This window comes from Pedobacter sp. 01N310 (genome assembly GCF_056399805.1).
Window position 1 is genome coordinate 700,131 of sequence record NZ_JBFTSB010000001.1, and the last position, 20,231, is coordinate 720,361.

Consider the following 20,231-nt stretch of genomic DNA (forward strand, 5'->3'; position numbering starts at 1 on the left):
TCTAAAATATTATCACTATGTGTGGAATATACGGCACAACCATACCTTACTCAAACGGAACTATCCGTGAGAAAATGGCAAGAATCAGTTTTCGAGGTCCGGATTATACAGGGGTTCAACGTTACGATCAGGTTATTTTTGCACACAATAGATTGGCCATTATCGATCTTGATGCCCGCTCCAATCAACCCTTTTCATATATGCACCTCCATATTGTTTTTAACGGAGAAATATACAATTACAAAGACATTAGAAAAGACCTGGAACGGAAAAACTATCAGTTTAACACCAGTTCAGATACCGAAGTAATATGCGCAGCTTATTTAGAATATGGAGCCGATTGCTTAACCCGTTTTAACGGAATGTTTGCTTTTGTGATTTATGATACCCATAAAAACGAGCTGTTTGGTGCCAGAGATCGCTTTGGCAAAAAACCTTTTTATTATGCACACGATCACTCGTCGTTCGAATTTGCAAGTCAACCCTCACAAATCAATATAGACAGGAATCTAAGTGTTAACGAAGAAGCCATTAATCAATATTTAATCTGGGGTTATGTGCCAGAGCCTCAGTCTATTTATGCAGAGGTGAAACAGTTACCTGCAGCCAACTATTTTAAATACGACCTTAAATCTCATAAGCTTAAAATTACAGAATACTGGACTTTAGATTATGGCTGGAAGAATAAATTTGATGGAAGTTATGAAGAAGCTAAAGAAGCTTTAGCGCTTATTTTGGCCGATGCGGTTAAAATCAGGATGAATGCTGATGTACCATTGGGTGTGTTTTTATCTGGCGGTATAGATTCATCGTTAATTGCAGCTATGGCCACAAAAGAAATCGACCACGTTAAAACATTTTCTATAAAATTTAATGAAAAAGGTTTCGATGAAAGTGCTTATGCCAATCAGGTTGCGAAACACTTAGGTACCGACCATTATACCATTGAATGTAATTACAATGATGGCATTGACTTGATTGAAAACTTTAACCGTTTTTATGACGAGCCTTTTGCTGATTCGAGTGCTATACCTACCATGTTGCTCAGTAAAAATACCAGGAAGCATGTAACCGTTGCCTTAAGTGGTGATGCTGGCGACGAAGCTTTTTTAGGCTATCATCGCTATAAATGGATTAAACAGGTTAACAGCCTGTTTTATGCGCCACACAGCATTAGAAAAGCATTGGCAGGCTTAATTAGCCAATTGCCGAGCTATCGCCATAAATTAATTGCCATGGGTATTTCCATGGAAGATATAGAAAAGCTATATGTAAAAATGTTTGGCAATATGGAAAATTCTTGGGTAAAACAACCCGATCTGGCCAAGTATAACCCATTGATGCATATTTTAACCAATCCATCTAAACCTTTGTTAGAACGGATTTCTGATTTTGATATTAAAACCTATTTAAACGGAGATATCAACACCAAAGTAGATCGTGCTTCAATGGCCTTTTCGCTTGAATCACGTTCTCCTTTAATGGATTACAGAGTGATAGAGTTTTCTAGAAGCCTACCCACAGCATTTAAATACACCAATGGAAACCAAAAACGGATATTAAAAGATTTATTGTTCGATCGTGTTCCTGCACATATTTTCGATAGGCCAAAGGCTGGCTTTACCATGCCATTCCAGCATTGGTTCAGAAATGAATTAAAAGATTATGTGATGGATAATTTATCAGTCGATAATTTGAAGAACATCCCTGGCATTCATTTGAAAAGAACCCAAGAGATTATCAATGAGCATATGACCGGGAAGTGGAACAGGTATCCACAGATATGGAAATTGCTGGTACTCTCTCAATGGTTAATTAAAAATAAATCAACTGCAGATAAAGTTTCTTTAGTAGCATAACAAGATGAATGCAACTGTTAACCTCTTTAATAAAATATTCGCAGCTGATAAATGGAATATTGGTTTTATTTATCAAACACCTGAAGAACTGATCAGCACAAAAAAGCTAAATGCGGGGATAAACTGGCTACAAGAAGACAACATCGATTATGCCGCTGATCCTTTTGTGGTGAGTGTAAATAATGCACCAAGGATTTATTACGAAGAACTGGATTTTTGGAAAGGGAAGGGCGAGATTATGATGATTGATGGATTCGACTTCAAAAACAAGAAGAAAGTGCAGGGCATCAAGCCAGATGCGATCCATTTATCTTATCCCTATCTTATAGAAGAAAATGGTTGTTTATACTGCATTCCCGAAACGTCAGAAGCGAAAGAAATAGCACTCTATCAGGTTGACCAGGAGAATCCTAGCCAGTTAACCAAAATAAAAGTGCTGGTTAGTGGAAAAGCTTTTGTAGATAGCTCGATTATTTATCATGAAAATAGATATTGGCTTTTTACCAGTGTATCCGGAGATCATCATCACCTGTATATTTATCATTCAAAAACGCTAAACGGTCAATACACAGGGCATTATCAGAACCCAATTCCTGTAGAAAAAGAATTTTGCAGAGCTGCAGGGAGTTTATTTAAAGTTGGCAAATCACTGTACCGCCCTACACAAAATCCAATTAACCGCTACGGAGGCTCAATTATCATTAACGAAATTGAAACACTGAGCGAAAAAGCGTTTTCAACCATCAATAAATTCGAAATATTGCCAGACAAACCTTACAACAAAGGGCTCCATAACATCAGTTTCGCCAACAACATTATTGTAATAGATGGCAAGCGGAAAGTAATAAGCTTGATGATGCCGTTCAAAAAAATTGCTCGAAACCTTAAAAGGAAATAAATCGCCATTCGAAATGACAACACCAGAAAAAAGAATGATTTTTATTTCGTTAACCGATGCCCCCAATGGTGCTGAAAATGTGTTGTTGATGATGGCTACCGCTGTTAATGGCGAAATGTACTTTTTAAAGAAACACCCTTTTACAGGGCTTAAAATTTCTGAAGGGATTTCCAAAAAATACTTATCTAAAAGAACAATTTTTTGGGGTTTTGTAAAACTGATGCCAATACTCCGAAAATATAAAAAGGATGATGTGTTAATGAGTACGCACCCGTACTTAAATGCTTTTTTAGGCTTTTTAAAACGCATAGGTTATCTCAGGTCCAAATTAATTGTACGCGAATGCACTTCTGTTTTTACCCGTTTCACCGGAATTAAAAAACGCATTTATCAAATCATTTACCGCATTGGTTATCCGGCTGTAGATTTAGTAGTTTGCCAAACTACATTAATGAAAATACAACTGCTTGATCATAATGGCTTTTTATCGAAGCACAAAATATTGGTTCAACCCAATCCCGTCGATTTTAATAAAATCATTGCTAAATCTGATCAGCCTTTAATTAATGGCGATGCTAAACTCGATTTTATCTGCTCTGCAGGAAGGTTGATCCCAGAAAAAGGATTTCCGATTTTGATCAAAGCTTTTAAACTGATTCAGCAGGAATATCCCAAGCTGAAATTACTCGTACTTGGAGAGGGAAAAGAAAGAGCATCATTAATCAATATTATTCAGGAGAATAACTTAAGCGATTCGGTTTTTTTAAAAGGACAGATAGATAATCCGGCTCCTTATTTTAAACAGGCAAAACTTTGCGTGGTATCTTCCATAAAAGAAGGTTTTCCGAATGTACTGTTAGAAATGATGTCGGTAAACAGCGCAGTCGTATCCACACTTTGTGCAGGAGGCATCAGCGAAATTCCGACTATTACCAAAGTTGAAGTAAACAATGTAGAAGCCCTCGCCAAAGCGATGGGCGAAAAATTGAAACATAACCAAAATCAGGATGCCGAAACGGCGATGCAGTATCTGTACGGCCGTAGACCAGAAATATTTGCTCAATCTATTTTAAACGCATTGCAGCAACATAACTAAATCCAAAATATTAAACTAACTATTACCGTATTTTCTGATGGGATGCTTTGCTGTATCCTAAAAACTAATAATTAAGCCTTCTGTGAGGCCATTCTTAACTGTTTCTCAAACTTAAATTTTATGAAAATTCTAATTACCGGTACAGCCGGATTTATTGGTTTCCATTTGGCTAAACGCTTATTGGAAAGAGGAGACGTTGTTGTGGGCATTGATAACATCAACGATTATTATGATGTAAACCTTAAACATGCCCGCTTGGCTCAAACTGGTATTAACCATACTGATTTGGTTTACGGTATTCCTCAGGTAAGTGATAGGTATGAAAATTATACTTTCATAAAGTTGGATATCTGCGATAAAGAAAGTTTAGAAAATTGTTTTAAAACCTATCAGTTCGATGCGGTTTGTAATTTGGCCGCTCAGGCAGGAGTACGGTATAGTTTAACCAATCCAGATGCCTATATAGAAGCCAACATTAAAGGTTTTTTAAATATTCTGGAATGTAGCCGTCATTTTAAAATTGGCCATTTATTGTACGCCAGCTCTTCAAGTGTTTATGGATTAAATAAAAAAATGCCATTTTCTGCTCATGATAATGTAGATCATCCAGTTTCACTATACGCTGCTTCTAAAAAAAGCAACGAATTAATGGCACATGCTTATAGCCATTTATTTAATCTACCAACCACTGGTTTACGTTTCTTTACAGTTTACGGTCCTTGGGGCCGCCCGGATATGGCTTTGTTCTTGTTTACAAAAGCGATTTTAGAAGGCAAGCCCATCGAAGTTTTTAATAACGGGGAAATGAAAAGAGATTTTACATATGTGGATGATATTATTGAAGGCATTGTGAGGGTTTTTGATCAACCAGCACAGGCAAACCCAAACTGGAATAACCAAAACCCTGATCCAGCTACATCAGCAGCGCCTTTTGCCGTATTTAATATTGGGCGGGGGGCACCGGTTAACTTGTTGGATTTTGTTGAAGAAATTGAAAAAGAGACGGGATTAACCGCACAAAAAATATTTATGCCCATGCAAGATGGCGATGTGGCAGAAACATCAGCAGATATTGATGATTTAAAAAACTTATTAAATTATGAACCATCTGTTTCTGTGCACAAAGGTGTAAAGAATTTTGTGAACTGGTTTACAACTTTTTATCACCCAAATTTACAGTTGGAACCTAAAACAACTGTTGTTGCAATTTAGTTTGTCATGACTGTGTAAACTAGATGTATAATAAATTTTATAAAACTGAATTATTAAACTGTCATTTTACTATCTGTAAGCAATTGGTTTACAGTATAAGTAATGCCGAATATTAAGCCTATTATTTAATTATCAGCGTTTTAACTGCATTTTATTAAATGTACTCATTTATCGCATATAGCGTTAAGTTGTAAATTTAAAAAAAATAAAAAATGCAGAGAAAGACAAAATTGTTTAAAAAAGTGAGTTTAATTGGTTTAATGTTAACGACAATTATCTTCTTTAGTAATTGTAAAAAAAGTGTGAATGCCGATGATCAGTTGGCCGACAGTACAGAATTGTTTTCAAGCGATTCAACATCAGTATTAGCAGCTATTAGTGGTAGTACAGGTAAATTAAGCCTTATAGGTGTAAAGTCTGAAGGAGGTTATGCATATAAAATTTCACAATCCATTTCTGGCGGTGACAATGCTACTTCAAAAGAACAATCAATTTTAAGATTATTTGAAAACGGAGTAGAACTTGGTCCTGCTCATAGCATACACGATGATATTAGGAATTTAGGTAAAGGAAGGTTTAGCCATTGGGGTACTACGGTAATATTTTCAGCGTCTGACAATACCGACCCAAGAACTAACGGCCGTTCTTATACCTATGTAATGGGCGGTACAAGTGCTGTTTTACCACCGGCAGAAACGGTAACTCCACCTGCAAATACAACTATAAATGTAGCCTTAGTAGGTTATGCTTTAGTAAATGGTAAAACAACAGGTGGCCAGGGTGGTGTCGAAACTACAGTAACAACCCTTGATCAATTAAAAGCAGCTGTTGGTGATAACATTACACGTACTATTTATGTAAGTGGTACCATTAAAGGCGCTGGTAAGGATATTGTTTATGTAAAATCAAACAAATCTATTATTGGTAGATCTGGAGCTGTTATTGAGGGTGTGAATCTATTTATTTATACAGTAAGTAACATTATAATTCAGAACATCACTTTTAAAAATTACGTAGAACAGGCAGCAGTGCAAATCAAAGATGCTGCTCACCATGTTTGGGTAGATCATTGCGATTTCTCTACAGATCGTACTCATGGCTGGGAATATTGGGGTAAAGATATTTGCATTACCAGAGAATCTGATTATGTAACTGTTTCCTGGAGTAAATTCCACGATACCAACCTATCAGTACTAATTAGTGGTGGTATCGAAGGTCACGAAGCAGATAAAGGTAAATTACATGTAACCATGCACCACAACATGTGGTACAATATTACCGAAAGAGAGCCATCAATGAATTATGGTAGTGTACACATGTTTAACAACTATCACCTTAACAACTCTGGTTACTCTATTGGTACAAGAGCAGGTGGTATAGTGAGAACAGATAATGAGTATTTCTCAAATTGTGTTAAACCATTAACTACAAAAGTGGCAAGTGATCCGGAAGGATATTTTAGCGGTATTACCACCAATATTTACGATAAATGTGGTGCAAACAATATAACAACGGTAGTTTCTACCTGGGTTCCAGAGTATGAGTATGCATCATTCCTTAACGATGCGGCGAGTGTGCCTGCAATTGTTACGGCAAATGCTGGTGCCAGGTAGGTAAAGCAAAACCTTCATATTTTTTCTGTAATAAGCCACCTGGATAGGTGGCTTTGCAGTTTAAATTAAAATTTTGACATGATGAATATAACAAGTAAAAAGATTTTTATCGTTTGCGACTCTTCCAGATCCCTGCTCGATTTTAGAGGGAAGCTGATCGAAAAAATGCAGCAACATAACCAGGTTTTTGTGTTTACACCAAAAATTGAACAAGAATCTGTTCGGAGTAAACTGAAAGAACTGAATGTAATTACCTACGAGAGTAAATTAGATGGTAGTAATGTTTCTATCATATCCGATTTAAGGTTTATCTTTTCGCTATATAAACTCATCAGGCAAATAAAACCTGATATTTTTTTCCCCTACACCTTTAAACCTGTTATTTACGGCTCTTTTTTAGCTAAAATATGCAAGGTTAAACTAATTGCCCCCATGCTTACTGGCTTGGGTTATAACTTTACCGATAATTCATCCGGTAATAAACTAATTGTTAAAATAACAAGGTTATTACTAAAACTAAGTCTGAAACCCAATCCACGTTTAAATATTATTTTTCAGAACAAAGACGATTCTCAACGCTTAATCGATCTGAAGATCCTGAATAAAAAACACCAGGTTTATGTGGTTAACGGATCGGGGGTAGATTTAAGTCATTATCACTATTCTAAACCAAGCACCTCGCCCATAACCTTTTTAATGGTATCGCGGCTCATTAATGCAAAAGGCATTAAAGAATATTACGATGCCGCTAAATTAGTTAAGCAAAGGTTTCCGCAAGCCGTTTTTAAACTCATTGGACCATACGATCCGAATATTGACGCCATTGCACCCGAGCTGTATCAAAAAATTGCGAGTGGAGATACGATTCAATACATCGGACAGGTTGATGATGTGCGTCCAGATATAGAGCGCTCTTCGGTAATGGTGCATCCTTCTTATTATGGAGAAGGCGTTCCACGCTGTGTGCTCGAAGGAATGGCCATAGGCAGGGCAGTAATTACCTGCGACTCTGTAGGGTGCCGTGAAACTGTTAATAACGACCTTAAGCAGGCCAATGGATTTCTTATCCCGATTAAAGATGCCGGTGCACTAGCCAATAAAATGGAATATTTTATTAATAACAGTGATGATATTATTGCTTTTGGAAACAAAGGGCATGAATTTGCAAAAACAAAGTTTGATGTGAATATCGTGAATGCAGAACTCTTTAAGATTATGCATTTACAGGCTTAACCAACCTTTGCACACCAATAACTAACCAAATAAATAAACTAAACCTAAAATTGTGAACAATACATTTATTTACAAACGAGCCACTTTAGCCGACTTTAGGGAAGCTATTGATGAGTATGGATGGGTTGTATATGAAAAGGCAATCAATCAGAAATTAATTTCAGAAATAACCACAGGTTTCGAAACTTCTTATCTGTTAAGAAGAGAAATACAGGTTTTAAATGGAATTGAAGAAAATATGGAGGGAACATTACATCATTTGCTTGAGAAAGATAATTTCGCTATCGAGCTTTTGAGTAAATTGTACTGCCACAGAGAAATCCGTGATTTTTTGGGCGGAAACTACATTCTTAATGGGATAAATGGAGTAATTAACACCAAGAAGGCCAAGTCTTATATTCAGAATATCCATCGCGATGTACGTACATTTTCCGCTGAATCTAAGTTTATGATCCAGATGATTATTGTGCTGGATGATTTTACCATTTTTAATGGCGCCACACACTTTTTGTCGGGTTCTCATAAATTAGATATTAAACCCGAAGAAAAGCACTTTAAAGCTTTCGCTAAACAAGCTATTGCCAAAAAAGGAAGCATTATATTATTCGATTCCAATATCTGGCATGCAGGGGGGATTAATTTCACCCGCAAACAGCGTAGAGCTTTAACCTTAGGTTTTACCAAACCTTACATCAAACAACAATTCGATTATCCCAGATTTTTGGGATACGAATTTGGCGAAAAAATAGATAGCGATTTAAGGCAGATTATTGGTTACAACGCCAGGGTACCTGCCAGTTTACAGGAATATTACAGACCTGTAGAAAGCAGAATGTATAAAGCAGATCAAGGGTAGAGGACAAAACGATGGAAACAGAAACGCACTCACCCAAAACGATAGGTGGCTACATCCCGCTAGAATTATCAAAAGGGGAACTTTATTACCCTGATTTAATTGCACTTAATACCGGCAGAAATGCACTGGAGTATGTGTTAAGGACAAGAAAATACTCCACCATATATCTTCCATACTATACCTGCGAGGTTTTGCTAGAACCGCTACAAAAGCTAAATGTACAATATCACTTTTATCATATAGATGAAGATTTAGATCCGGTAATAGATTTTGAAATAGGCGAACATTGCTGCTTACTTTACACCAATTACTTCGGACTTAAAACGGAAACCGTTAAAAAGCTGGCTAAAAAAATCAAGAACCTGATTATAGATAATGCCCAAGCATTTTTTTCTAAGCCGGTAAACAATTGCGATACCTTCTACTCATGCCGCAAGTTTTTCGGCGTACCCGATGGCGCCTATCTTAATATCTCTAAAACATTGGGTTTAAATTTAAAACAGGATCAATCAACAGATCGGTTTGCTCACCTGATTAAAAGTATCGATATCAATATTGAAGAGGGCTATGCCGATTATATAGAAAACAACAAGCAGCTGTGCAATAACGAAATCAAAAAGATGTCGGTATTAACAAAAACCATTCTTTCCAGCATCGATTACGATAAGTGCGCCGATATCAGAAGAAAGAACTTTGCTTATCTGGATGAGCACCTGGGGCAGGAAAATATTTTGAGGCTAAATTTTTCTGAAGAGGATGTGCCGATGGTTTACCCACTTCTGGGAGAAGATCCATCTATTAAACAGCAGCTCATCAATCAAAAAATATTTGTAGCCACCTATTGGCCTAATGTTTACGAATGGGCACATGTTGATAGTTATGAATACTTTCTGGCTAAACATCTTGTTTCGTTACCAATTGATCACCGCTACAGCATAACCGATATGAAAGTAATTGTTAAAGCTTTAAAACCGCTCATATGAACACTCAGATTTACCTAAGGCCATTAGCGTTAAAAGATGCAGATGTGTCGTACAAGTGGAGAAACGATCCTGAAGTGTGGTCGTACACCAAATTTGTGTTAAAAGAGCCAATTACCGCCGAAGTTGAAAAACAATGGCTATTAAATAAACTAAATCTGACCAACGAAAAACGTTTTGCCATCTGCGTAAAAAACACCAATGAATACATTGGCAATATTCAGTTGCTCGATATCGGAAACGATAGTGCAGAATTTCACCTCTTCATCGGCGAAAAGAAATACTGGGGGAAGGGCATAGGCTATAATGCCTCTTTAATGTTGTTAAAATATGCCTTTTATAACCTTAACCTTAAACACATTTTCTTAGAAGTACATTCAGATAACCTGGCTGCTTATTCTATTTATAAAAAAGTAGGCTTTCAACCTGTTTCACAGCAGGAAGATTTCATAAAAATGGTAATTAATTCATCTGTTTTACTTGCCACAAACTAAACTAGTTACTTTAAATCTACCCTAATTTAATAGCTCGAAATGAGAAAGATTATTACAATTGATGATAAACAAGAATGGTCTGCATATGTAAAGCGTGCTTTGCATTACGATTTTTATCACACCTGGTATTATCACTCTTTAGATAAAAGTGGTTTACCTATACTGTTTGTGTATGAGGAAGGCGAAAATTACATTGCATTCCCACTTTTGAAGAGAAACATTCCTGGTTCCGATTTTTTTGATTTTACATCGGTTTATGGATATACAGGGCCTATTTCAAACATGGACTTCAATTCTTTGGACGATGATTTTATGGAACGCTTTAAAAATACATTCATAGCGTATCTCGAAACTGGTCAAAATGTAACCGTTTTTTCCAGATTGCATCCGTTTTTTAATCAGGAAAGGTTAATGGAGAAGTTTTCTGGAGTATATGCCAATGGAAAAACAGTGGCAATCGATTTAACCACAACCATTGAAAGTCAAAGGGCAGGCTACCGAAAAAGCGTAAAAGAAAAAATCAGGCGGTTACGAAAGCGCGATTATGAAGTCCGAATTTCGACCGATATTAATGATGCGGGTATATTTTCTGAAATATATACCGAAAATATGATTCGAATAGGCGCAAAAGACCATTACCTTTTTAATAATGCCTATTTCGTTGCGCTACTTTCTTCTGATGAATTTGATAGCAAGCTTTTTTTGGTGTATAAAGATGGGATAGCCATATCTGGCGCCATAGTAGTTTGTACCAAAGAAATTATGCAGGTGCACCTTTTGGCTACCAGAACCGCTTACCTGTTCGAATCGCCAGCTAAATTATTAACTGATGAAATTACCATAATTGGTAGACAATTAGGATATAAATACTTTAACCTGGGTGGGGGTGTTAATTTTAAAGAAGATAACCTTTTTGGTTGGAAGATGGGTTTCTCTAATTTATGTTTCGAATTTAATAGCTGGCGGTATATTGCCAATAATGAATTATACAATGCACTTTTAAACGAAAGATCGCTAGATCCTTTTTCGACTGTTGATTTTTTTCCACTCTACCGTAGTCCTATAATTGCTTCGTAATTAATTATTATTTCTTTTAATAAAATGGATATGCTGATTGAAAATAATGCTGCGGGCACTACTTTGCAATTAACTTTAGCGCAAAAAGACGATTGGGTAAAGTATATTAGCTTGGCTGTCGATTATGATTTTTATCATACCTGGCACTATCATGCTATGGCAACTAACGGAAGGCCCATTTTATTTGTGTATTGCGAAGCCAATAATTTTATTGCTATGCCTTTATTGGAACGTGCAATCCAGGATACGCCATATTACGATCTGCATTGCGTTTACGGATATTCAGGTCCTGTTTCTAACCTGAAATTTACCGATATGAGCGATAGTTTGAAAGAAAATTTTCTAAATGCTTTTTCAGCATTCTTATATAAAGGCAGCTATGTTTCTGTTTTCTCCAGGCTTCACCCTTTTTTTGATCAAAATATGCTGTTACAAAAAACTGATAGCATATATGAAAATGGAAAAACAGTTGCCATTAACTTACAACAAAGTATAGAAGAGCAGCGTAAACGGTATAGGCAAACAACGAGAGATAGCATTAAGAAATGTAGAAAGTTTGGTTATATTGCTGTTGAGGCTGCCAGTCAGGAAGATATCGCTGCTTTCACGAAGCTTTATCAATCTAATATGAACCGTATTAGTGCTGCTGATTTTTATCTTTTTACTGAAGAATACTTTACCAAGCTTGTTCAGGCTACAGAATTCGACTGTAAGTTAATCCTGGTTTATTCGAACGATGATTTAGTTTGTGGCAGTATAATTATGTGTACCAATAGCATTATAGAAGGACACTTAATTGCCACTAATGCCCATTATCTTAAAAATTCTCCAGCTAAATTCTTGGTCGATGAAATTAGTGAGTTAGGTCGCAAATGGAAGATGAAATACTACCATTTAGGTGGTGGACTTGGTTATAAAGAAGATTCGCTATTTGAATGGAAACTGGGTTTTTCGAGTATGGTTTTAGATTATTGCAGTTGGCGTTTTATTGCCAATAAAGCCGTTTACAATCAGTTGGTAGAAAAATCGGGTAACCAGTTACATACCGATATAGACTTTTTCCCCCTCTATAGAATGATACCTCAATAAACTTTAAACAAATATTTAATGATTCTCAATTATGAAAAATTTCTTCTTTCCAGACAGAGCACACTCAAGGTGGTTAATTTTATTGATTGATCAGATGATCGTTGTATGGACATTGTTTATATCCATTGTATTAACCAATACATTAAACTACACCGACGTTTTTAACTCAGGCAATGCAGTTTACGTGGCACTTTATTGTTCCATCGCTGCAGGTGTTTTCATTTCACTAAGAATACACACCGGTATTATCCGTTATTCCAATACCGAAGATATTTTGAGGGTCTTCCTTGCGGTTTTTGTAACCAGCTTACTCTTTGTTAGTGTAAATAAAATACTTTCACAACGTTTTCAATTGCTTTGGCATCAAATGGATAAGGCATTGATATTGAACTTTTTTATCTCCTCATCGCTGCTTATTCTCATGCGTATTTTGGTAAAAGGAGTGTTTTTATTTTTTAAAGAACTCAAATCAGAAACCAAAGAGAATATTCTGATTTATGGATCAGAAAAAAAAGCGATTCTCATCAAAAAAGCAATAGAACAGAATGGAGATTCTAACCTGAACATCATTGGCTTTGTTGATGATAACAGAGATCGGGTTGATAAATACCTCGAGCAGAAAAAAGTATACCACTCTTGCTCGGTAGCGTTATTAAAAGAAAAACACAATATAAAAAAGATACTTTTTGCAGAAGATGCACTAAACACTTTAAATAAAAAGAAAATTATCGATATCTGTGTTAACGAAGGTATGAAAGTAATTATGGTGCCACCATCAGATAAATGGTTGTACGGGAAGTTGGATTCGCACCAATTACGTGATCTGAAAATTGAAGATCTGCTGGAACGTGAACCGATTAAGCTCAATAAAAAGAATATTCTTAAAGATTTAAGCGGTAAATGTATTTTAGTTACAGGCGCTGCGGGTTCTATCGGATCGGAGATTGTTCGGCAGGCCTTACAGTACAATCCTAAATCTGTAATTCTCTGCGACCAGGCAGAAACACCGCTTCACGATTTAAAACTCGAACTGGAAGATAACTTCCAGGACGCGAACGTGAAGATATTTATGGCCAATGTGCAGAATTTAAACCGGATCAGAACATTATTCGAACTCTATAAACCTGAAATTGTTTTCCATGCTGCGGCTTACAAACATGTTCCCATGATGGAGAATAATCCAGCTGAGGCCATTTTAACCAATGTACTGGGCACTAAAAACATGGCCGATATATCAATGGAATTTGGCGTAGAAAAGTTTGTAATGATTTCGACCGATAAAGCCGTTAAGCCAACCAATGTAATGGGGGCATCTAAACGTTTGGCCGAAATTTATATTCAGTCACTAAACAGTCCTGAGATTATTTCAACTGGTGAAATTACCACACAAGCTTCGCGCACCCGTTTTGTAACTACCCGTTTCGGAAATGTTTTAGGCTCAAATGGCTCTGTTATTCCGAGGTTTAAAAGCCAGATAGAAAAAAGGGGGCCTATAACAGTAACCGATCCGGAAATTACCCGCTATTTTATGACGATTCCGGAGGCCGTTCAATTGGTAATGGAAGCCGGAGCAATGGGTAAAGGGGGAGAGATATACCTTTTCGATATGGGTAAGCCAGTTAAGATTGTCGATTTAGCTGTAAATATGATCAAATTAGCGGGTTTAACACCTTATGTGGATGTCGATATTGTGTTTACAGGTTTAAGGCCAGGAGAGAAGCTGTATGAAGAGCTTTTGCTTATTGACGAAGAAATTATACCCACCCATCATCCAAAAATTAAAATATCGCAAAAAGTAGCTTACAATTATTTGTACGTTAATCAGATTATTAAAGATCTGATAGTGCTGAATAACGATGGCAACGATTTGAATATGGTGAAAAAAATGAAAGAAATTATACCCGATTACATCAGTAATAATTCAAGATTTGAAGAATTAGACCTGTTGGTTGCCAATTAATTACCGTAAAAATACCCTAATAAAATTATTTTACTTTTGTTCGTGAAATAATTATTAAATTGCATTAAATAGTAATAGTCGTCCCAGATTGTTGATCGAGTTTAAATGTTTTATTTTAAATTAAATTAACTGCTATGAGTTTAAATGTAGGCCAAGTTCTTGAGCGTGTTGTACGCAGAGATAGAATGGGGATAAGTGAATTATCCCGGAAATTAAATGTAAGTAGAAGAACTATTTACAATTGGTTTGATCAGAAAAGTCTAAACCCTGAAATTATTTGGAAAGTGGGTACCGTAATCGGTCACGATTTTTCTGTTGAGTTACCCGAAACTTTTGCTAAAAACAGTAACTATATCCACGAAGCTTTAGATGCACATACAGGGGATCAAACCAAAGGTGATGCGAATTCTGTATACTTCTGGATGAATAAATACATCAAGTTACTTGAAAAATACAACGAAATATTAAGCAATAACAACATAGATAAGAGTGTTTCTGAAACGGTTGCACATCATACTATGCCAAGAAATAACAATCGGTCTATTTCTTAAGCCATCGCTGGTATTTTAATTTATTTTAAACCCATATCTTCTTAGGGTTTACCATCCCCGGTGAACTCTCCCTTTTTTTTATAGTATCTCTCTAAATAATTCACCATAAGTACAATTATGGTGATGGATTTCTATTCACTAAAATTTCGAAATCATGAAAACAATTAACGCACTAACTCTACTGTTGCCATTGTTTGCTTTTCAAGGCGCCAAAGCACAATCGCAGGTTTATGGTGGTACCGGTATCCGGTATTCTGTTGGTATTGAAACAGGTTTGGCTACTGGCTATTTGGCCAAAAAGTACGAGGCACCGCTTGGCGTTTCCGTTCAGGCAGAATTTCCCATCACTGAAAGCATTTTATATGCCTCGGTAAATACCGGATTCAATAACATTTTTGTATCGGGCAACTACTCCCACCTGGTAGATGATTTACAGCTTGTACCAGTTAAAGCAGGCTTAAAATATTTCTACAGAAGTAATCTTTATCTGCAGTCGGAAATAGGTTTCTCCTTCCTTTTAAATAAAACAAATTGTGTTGAGGGCAAAAAAGCTGCGTTTGTATACGCGCCACAGGCAGGGATGATATTTTATCTGCACAACAATAATTATATCGATACAGGATTACGCTATGAAAGCAATGGCAAATTCTATCACTGCGACCATACGAACAACTTTGTAGGCTTCAGAATCGCCTGGGGCTTCAGTTTATAAAACGGGCATTCCTAAGTAATCATCTTTAATAAGCTTCATAAATGAAAGCAAGTATACAATACAATACGATGAACGGATTGTGGATCCTTTTTATTGATTGTAAATATGAGGATTCTCCGAAATACATTAGGATGATTACGAAAATTATAATCAAAATGTTATCAGGAACAGTCATTCCCGGCAATCGGCGAAGGGTTAGATCTGGCAGGCATTACCTGATCCATGAGCATGTGATAGAATTGCACACAGACGAATGGTTTCCATTGGTGCTGGCAAGCGAGAGCAAAGAGCTTTTGGAAGGTATCAAATCCATTTTTATGGATATGAGCGGGAAAAAATAACCCGCCCAATTTATTTTATCGATCAAAAATACGGGAAGGTTGCTCCGAAAGGAGTAGCCTTTTCTTGTTTCCATGCTATCGTAAGCAATAAAGACTGCAACATAATTTATAATCGATCCGAATCCGTCACGATGAAAATCCTATCGTATGGAACGATTAATTAAGTGTTTAAACTTGTCTTTCTACAAGCTACAATTGACGTATTCTAAAGAGAATTCGTCATTGCGAGGCACGAAGCAATCTTAATGCGCGCCGCTAGTAGCGATCGTTGTAAGATTGCTCGTAGCTTACAATAAGCTAAAAATCTATATGTCATTTATATTAATTTTTATGCAATAAATTATCCCTAATATTCGATTACAACCTTACCAATCGTTTTTCCGCTTTCTAATAAGCGGTGTGCTTCTTTTAGGTTTGCTGCTGTAAATCCTTTCAGCGTGGTGTTTAATGTCGTTTTAAGCGTGCCATTGTCAAAAAGTTCGGCGAGTTTATTTAAAATATGGTGTTGCTCTTCCATATCATCGGTTTGATACATCGAACGGGTGTACATCAATTCCCACGAAAAAGTAACACTTTTGTTTTTCAACTTATTCAGCGCAATAGGAGTGGCTGAACCGGTAATGGAAACAATGTGTCCCTGAGGTTTGATCAATTCTACTATCGCATCCCAATAGTTATTTAAATCAACAAAATCTAGTATAAAGTCTACTTCCTGATAACCTCCTGCATGTATTTCTTCAATCAGGTTTTTATGGTCTACTACCAAATCGGCTCCCATATCCAGGCACCATTCTTTGGTTTCTGTACGCGAAGCGGTGGTAATTACCTTTAGTCCGCTTATTTTTTTTGCGAGCTGTATGGCAATTGAACCTACACCACCGGCACCTCCAATAATGAGTATACTTTTTCCTTTATCTTTTTGTTCGCTGATGCGGATACGATCGTATAACGATTCCCATGCTGTAAGCGCGGTTAGGGGCATAGCAGCAGCTTCGGCATTGCTGAGTGTGCTTGGCTTTAAACCTACAATACGTTCATCTATCAATTGATATTCGGTATTACTGCCACTGCGCGTAAGGTCACCAGCATAATAAACCGCATCGCCAGGTTTAAAAAAAGTAACCACCTCTCCAACAGCTTCTACCGTTCCGGTAGCATCCCAGCCAATCACTTTAGGCGTTTCCAATACAGTATCTTTAGCACTGTTCTGGCGTATTTTATAATCTACCGGATTTACACTGATTGCATTTATCTTAACCAGTATATCGCGTCCGCTAGGTTGTGGAACAGCTGTTTCAAATTCGATAAAACTTTCTTCTGCCGAAATGGGTAGTGAGGTTTCAAATCCTATAGCTTTCATGTCTTTATATTAATATGCAATTTTATAATTTCTTTAAGGCAAATATAAACTGATATGGTGTTATTATTCAGTATAAATTTGCTTTTAATTGGTAAATTTGCGCTATGGTTTAGCACAAAATGAATAGAGAAACTTTATACGAACCTTTTGAAATTGTTTATAAAAAGCTAGATGAATGTCCGAAAGAAGGCCATAAACATTTATTTTTTGAACTGATATATGTTTTATCGGGCACAGGAAAACAATGCATCAATAACAATAAATTTGATTATTATGCCGGCCATATGTTTCTGATTACGCCAGAAGATTGCCATTCGTTTGAGATAGAAACCACTACCGAATTTTTCTTTCTGCGTTTTGGAAATGTATATATCCGATCGAAGGATTTTCGTACCGATGATGTACAGCGGATGGAATATATTCTGCAGAATGCTAGTCATCAACCAGGCTGTATCCTAAAAAACTTTTCAGATAAACCTTTTATTCGGTCGCTTATTGATGCGATGATGGCCGAATATGTAAACCGTGATCTGTATAACAAAGAGTTAATTGCGAAAATGGTAGATACGATGATTGTTGTGGTAGCCCGGAATATTGCCAAATACCTGCCTGCTGCCATTAAAGAAGATGCTGAAGAGAAAACCTTGGCCTTACTAAACTATATTCAGGCGAATATTTATAACCCTGAGAAATTAAGGGCTGAAAAACTGAGCAACCAGTTTGGTATTTCTGAGAATTATTTTGGTAAATATTTCAAGAAACATACCAACGAAACACTTCAGCAATATATTGCCAATTTAAGGATTAAACTGGTTGAGGCACGTTTGCGTTTCAGTAACATGCGGATCAATGAAATTGCATATGAGTTGGGGTTTACGGACGAAAGCCATTTGAATAAATTCTTCAAATCACAAAGGGGATTAAGCCTTAAAGCTTTTAGAAACTTAAAAACAACTTACAGTTGCTAAAAAGCAACAAAAAGTAGCATAATTACAACTATAATGAGCGACTGATTTGCTGAATCTGGTTAACAGGCCGGCTACATTTGCAATGTCGAAAGATTAAAAAAAGACAGTACGTATGGATGCAAAAATGATCGGCAACAAAATTGCCGGAGCACGAAAAAAAACAAACATGTCTCAAGCCGGACTTGCCGGACATGTATTTGTAAGCCCACAGGCCGTTGGAAAATGGGAGCGGGGAGAATCAATGCCAGACATTATTACCTTGAACCAGCTCGCCAAGATTCTGGATGTAGACCTCAATTATTTTTCAGAAAACCGCCCTTCTATAAATGCCATCAGTGCGGTTGAAGAGACAATACCAGAGGTAAACAGTTTAACAGATTCACATCAGCCACAGCTACTGACCAATTTTAGCGGAAACGATCTGGCCAAAACCGATTTTGCTGGTGTTATTGCACATAAGCTGAAATTTAACGGGAGTAATTTACGCGGCTCAGATTTTACTGGTGCTGACCTGACTGGCAGTTCGTTTCTGGGTAGCGATGCACGTGAAGCCAGTTTTCATGCTGCAAACCTAACTGATTGCAGCCTGTCGGCTACTGATCTTACAGCCACTAATTTTGATCAGGCCATTTTGGTGCGTACAAAATTCTATGCTTTAGAACTGGCGGGGGCAAAAATCAGTAATACCAAGCTAACTGAGGTAAAACTGAGCAAGACCGATTTAAGGAAAACGGTTTTTGAAAACTGCGTGTTTGAGGGGGTAGACTTTGACTATTCCGATCTGCGTGGACTGCGTTTGGATGGGCAGACTTTTACAGGGGTGCTGTTTCACAACGCAGCACTTAACGAAACTACATTTAAAGGTGCAACCCTTAAAAATGTATCTTTTCGCTCTACCTTCGCCCTCACCAATAAATATTACAAGGCTATTAAAACGATCTGCTTTGAAGGGGCAACGATGGATAAGCTAACCTATGCTTCACTCAAAGGTTTAGGTGCCGATTTATCGAAGGTTAACCTGGTGTAATATAGGCATATCTATGCCTCTTAAAAAAGGAAGTGAGATGATCGGTATAGATGGATCGTCATTGCGAGGCCGATTTTTTATCGGATGAAGCAACCTTATCGCACCAGGAAAGGTTGTTTCCCCGAAAGTCGGCATAGGCTTTTGTTCCTCCCCGCAATGGCGCCCCATTTTCTAAGCTGCCAATCATAAACCAGTTAACCTTCAGGTATTTCTGGCTCTACCAATTTAATCAGTTTTTCTAACGATTCCTGCCAACCCAGGTAACACATTTCGGCAGGTATGGCTGCTGGTATATTTTCCTGTAAAATTTCCAGTTCTGTACCTACTGAAGTTTTTTTTAATCTGATCGTATTTACGATGGTTCCTGGCATGTTAGGATCATCAAATTTATCTGTGAACTTCAGCAGCTCATTCGGCTTAACCTCCAGGTACTCTCCACCGAAAGAATTGCTATTGCCCGTGGTGAAATTCTGGAACGACATTTTAAAAGTACCACCCACTTTAACATCCATTTGGTGTACCGTACCCAGATAACCGTAAGGTGGCATCCAGGAAGCAAGCGCTACAGGCTCGATGAATGCACGATATAACTTTTCAGGAGATGCCTTAATTACTCTGTGTAATGAAACTTGGTTGTTAGACATAAAATAGATTTTTTTCTGATCCTACTCATCTGGCTTTTCGGTTCGCCCGTTTTTAAATGGTTGCTGCTCCACTTTCTTAACAAAGATGACAGTAAAAAGTTAAGGCAAGTGGGGGTTAATGCGACTTTATTAGGGGTTACTTGCGCTAGCTGATATTGGGCGTAAGATGTGAATTGTATTTAAAGGTAGCTAACATTCTATGGTTTAATGTCCCTTAAGCACTAAGACTTAGGCTAAACTGCCAATATCGAGCGTATTAAG

19 protein-coding genes are annotated in these 20,231 nt (G+C 37.0%); 17 read left to right on the plus strand and 2 right to left on the minus strand.

From position 1 onward, the window contains the following. The first annotated feature begins 17 nt into the window (after positions 1-17). The 15 genes from asnB to AC1DNH_RS02625 all read left to right on the plus strand — a co-directional run bounded on the left by asnB (position 18) and on the right by AC1DNH_RS02625 (position 15,971). On the plus strand, positions 18-1,859 hold the full coding sequence (gene asnB, locus AC1DNH_RS02555) for an asparagine synthase (glutamine-hydrolyzing) (RefSeq protein ID WP_477625133.1): 1,842 nt from the start codon (positions 18-20) through the stop codon (positions 1,857-1,859). A 4-nt stretch (positions 1,860-1,863) separates the two neighbouring features. After that, positions 1,864-2,757, plus strand: a complete 894-nt coding sequence (locus AC1DNH_RS02560) for a glucosamine inositolphosphorylceramide transferase family protein (protein ID WP_477625134.1) — start codon at positions 1,864-1,866, stop codon at positions 2,755-2,757. Between the two features lie 13 nt (positions 2,758-2,770). Beyond that, positions 2,771-3,853 (plus strand): glycosyltransferase, encoded by a 1,083-nt coding sequence (locus AC1DNH_RS02565; RefSeq protein ID WP_477625135.1) that lies wholly within the window; start codon positions 2,771-2,773, stop codon positions 3,851-3,853. Between the two features lie 120 nt (positions 3,854-3,973). Then, positions 3,974-5,065: an NAD-dependent epimerase gene (locus AC1DNH_RS02570; protein WP_477584880.1), complete on the plus strand. Its 1,092-nt coding sequence runs from the start codon at positions 3,974-3,976 to the stop codon at positions 5,063-5,065. A gap of 212 nt (positions 5,066-5,277) precedes the next feature. Further along, positions 5,278-6,678 carry a pectate lyase family protein gene (locus tag AC1DNH_RS02575; RefSeq protein WP_477625136.1) on the plus strand — a complete coding sequence of 467 codons (1,401 nt, stop codon included), beginning with the start codon at positions 5,278-5,280 and terminating at the stop codon, positions 6,676-6,678. Between the two features lie 78 nt (positions 6,679-6,756). Then, the gene (locus tag AC1DNH_RS02580; protein WP_477609324.1) at positions 6,757-7,911 is read left to right on the plus strand and encodes a glycosyltransferase family 4 protein; all 1,155 of its coding nucleotides are present in this window, start codon (positions 6,757-6,759) and stop codon (positions 7,909-7,911) included. Positions 7,912-7,963: 52 nt separating this feature from the next. Then, the gene (locus AC1DNH_RS02585; protein WP_477585674.1) at positions 7,964-8,767 is read left to right on the plus strand and encodes a phytanoyl-CoA dioxygenase family protein; all 804 of its coding nucleotides are present in this window, start codon (positions 7,964-7,966) and stop codon (positions 8,765-8,767) included. 11 nt (positions 8,768-8,778) lie between these two features. Then, positions 8,779-9,750 (plus strand): hypothetical protein, encoded by a 972-nt coding sequence (locus AC1DNH_RS02590; protein WP_477625137.1) that lies wholly within the window; start codon positions 8,779-8,781, stop codon positions 9,748-9,750. Next, entirely contained in the window at positions 9,747-10,241 is a 495-nt protein-coding gene (locus AC1DNH_RS02595; protein ID WP_477585654.1) for a GNAT family N-acetyltransferase, read from the plus strand. The genes AC1DNH_RS02590 and AC1DNH_RS02595 overlap by 4 nt, the downstream gene beginning before the upstream one ends. A gap of 39 nt (positions 10,242-10,280) precedes the next feature. After that, entirely contained in the window at positions 10,281-11,318 is a 1,038-nt protein-coding gene (locus AC1DNH_RS02600) for a GNAT family N-acetyltransferase (RefSeq protein ID WP_477585656.1), read from the plus strand. A gap of 30 nt (positions 11,319-11,348) precedes the next feature. Next, positions 11,349-12,407 carry a GNAT family N-acetyltransferase gene (locus AC1DNH_RS02605; protein WP_477609330.1) on the plus strand — a complete coding sequence of 353 codons (1,059 nt, stop codon included), beginning with the start codon at positions 11,349-11,351 and terminating at the stop codon, positions 12,405-12,407. A 31-nt stretch (positions 12,408-12,438) separates the two neighbouring features. Then, the gene (locus AC1DNH_RS02610) at positions 12,439-14,367 is read left to right on the plus strand and encodes a polysaccharide biosynthesis protein (protein WP_477625138.1); all 1,929 of its coding nucleotides are present in this window, start codon (positions 12,439-12,441) and stop codon (positions 14,365-14,367) included. Between the two features lie 134 nt (positions 14,368-14,501). Beyond that, entirely contained in the window at positions 14,502-14,918 is a 417-nt protein-coding gene (locus AC1DNH_RS02615; RefSeq protein WP_051691792.1) for a helix-turn-helix domain-containing protein, read from the plus strand. A 154-nt stretch (positions 14,919-15,072) separates the two neighbouring features. Next, entirely contained in the window at positions 15,073-15,630 is a 558-nt protein-coding gene (locus tag AC1DNH_RS02620) for a hypothetical protein (protein WP_477585221.1), read from the plus strand. 41 nt (positions 15,631-15,671) lie between these two features. Continuing rightward, positions 15,672-15,971 (plus strand): hypothetical protein, encoded by a 300-nt coding sequence (locus AC1DNH_RS02625; RefSeq protein WP_029276618.1) that lies wholly within the window; start codon positions 15,672-15,674, stop codon positions 15,969-15,971. A 346-nt stretch (positions 15,972-16,317) separates the two neighbouring features. On the opposite strand, the gene AC1DNH_RS02630 is transcribed toward AC1DNH_RS02625, so the two are convergent. Further along, positions 16,318-17,331 carry a zinc-binding alcohol dehydrogenase family protein gene (locus AC1DNH_RS02630; protein WP_477585618.1) on the minus strand — a complete coding sequence of 338 codons (1,014 nt, stop codon included), beginning with the start codon at positions 17,329-17,331 and terminating at the stop codon, positions 16,318-16,320. A gap of 119 nt (positions 17,332-17,450) precedes the next feature. Between AC1DNH_RS02630 and AC1DNH_RS02635 the strand changes: the two genes are divergently transcribed. Then, positions 17,451-18,299: an AraC family transcriptional regulator gene (locus AC1DNH_RS02635; protein WP_477625139.1), complete on the plus strand. Its 849-nt coding sequence runs from the start codon at positions 17,451-17,453 to the stop codon at positions 18,297-18,299. A 112-nt stretch (positions 18,300-18,411) separates the two neighbouring features. Further along, on the plus strand, positions 18,412-19,326 hold the full coding sequence (locus AC1DNH_RS02640) for a pentapeptide repeat-containing protein (RefSeq protein WP_477585621.1): 915 nt from the start codon (positions 18,412-18,414) through the stop codon (positions 19,324-19,326). A gap of 194 nt (positions 19,327-19,520) precedes the next feature. Here the strand turns inward: AC1DNH_RS02640 and AC1DNH_RS02645 are convergent, their stop codons facing one another. Then, positions 19,521-19,970 (minus strand): SRPBCC family protein, encoded by a 450-nt coding sequence (locus tag AC1DNH_RS02645; RefSeq protein ID WP_131029825.1) that lies wholly within the window; start codon positions 19,968-19,970, stop codon positions 19,521-19,523. Between the last annotated feature and the right edge of the window lie 261 nt (positions 19,971-20,231).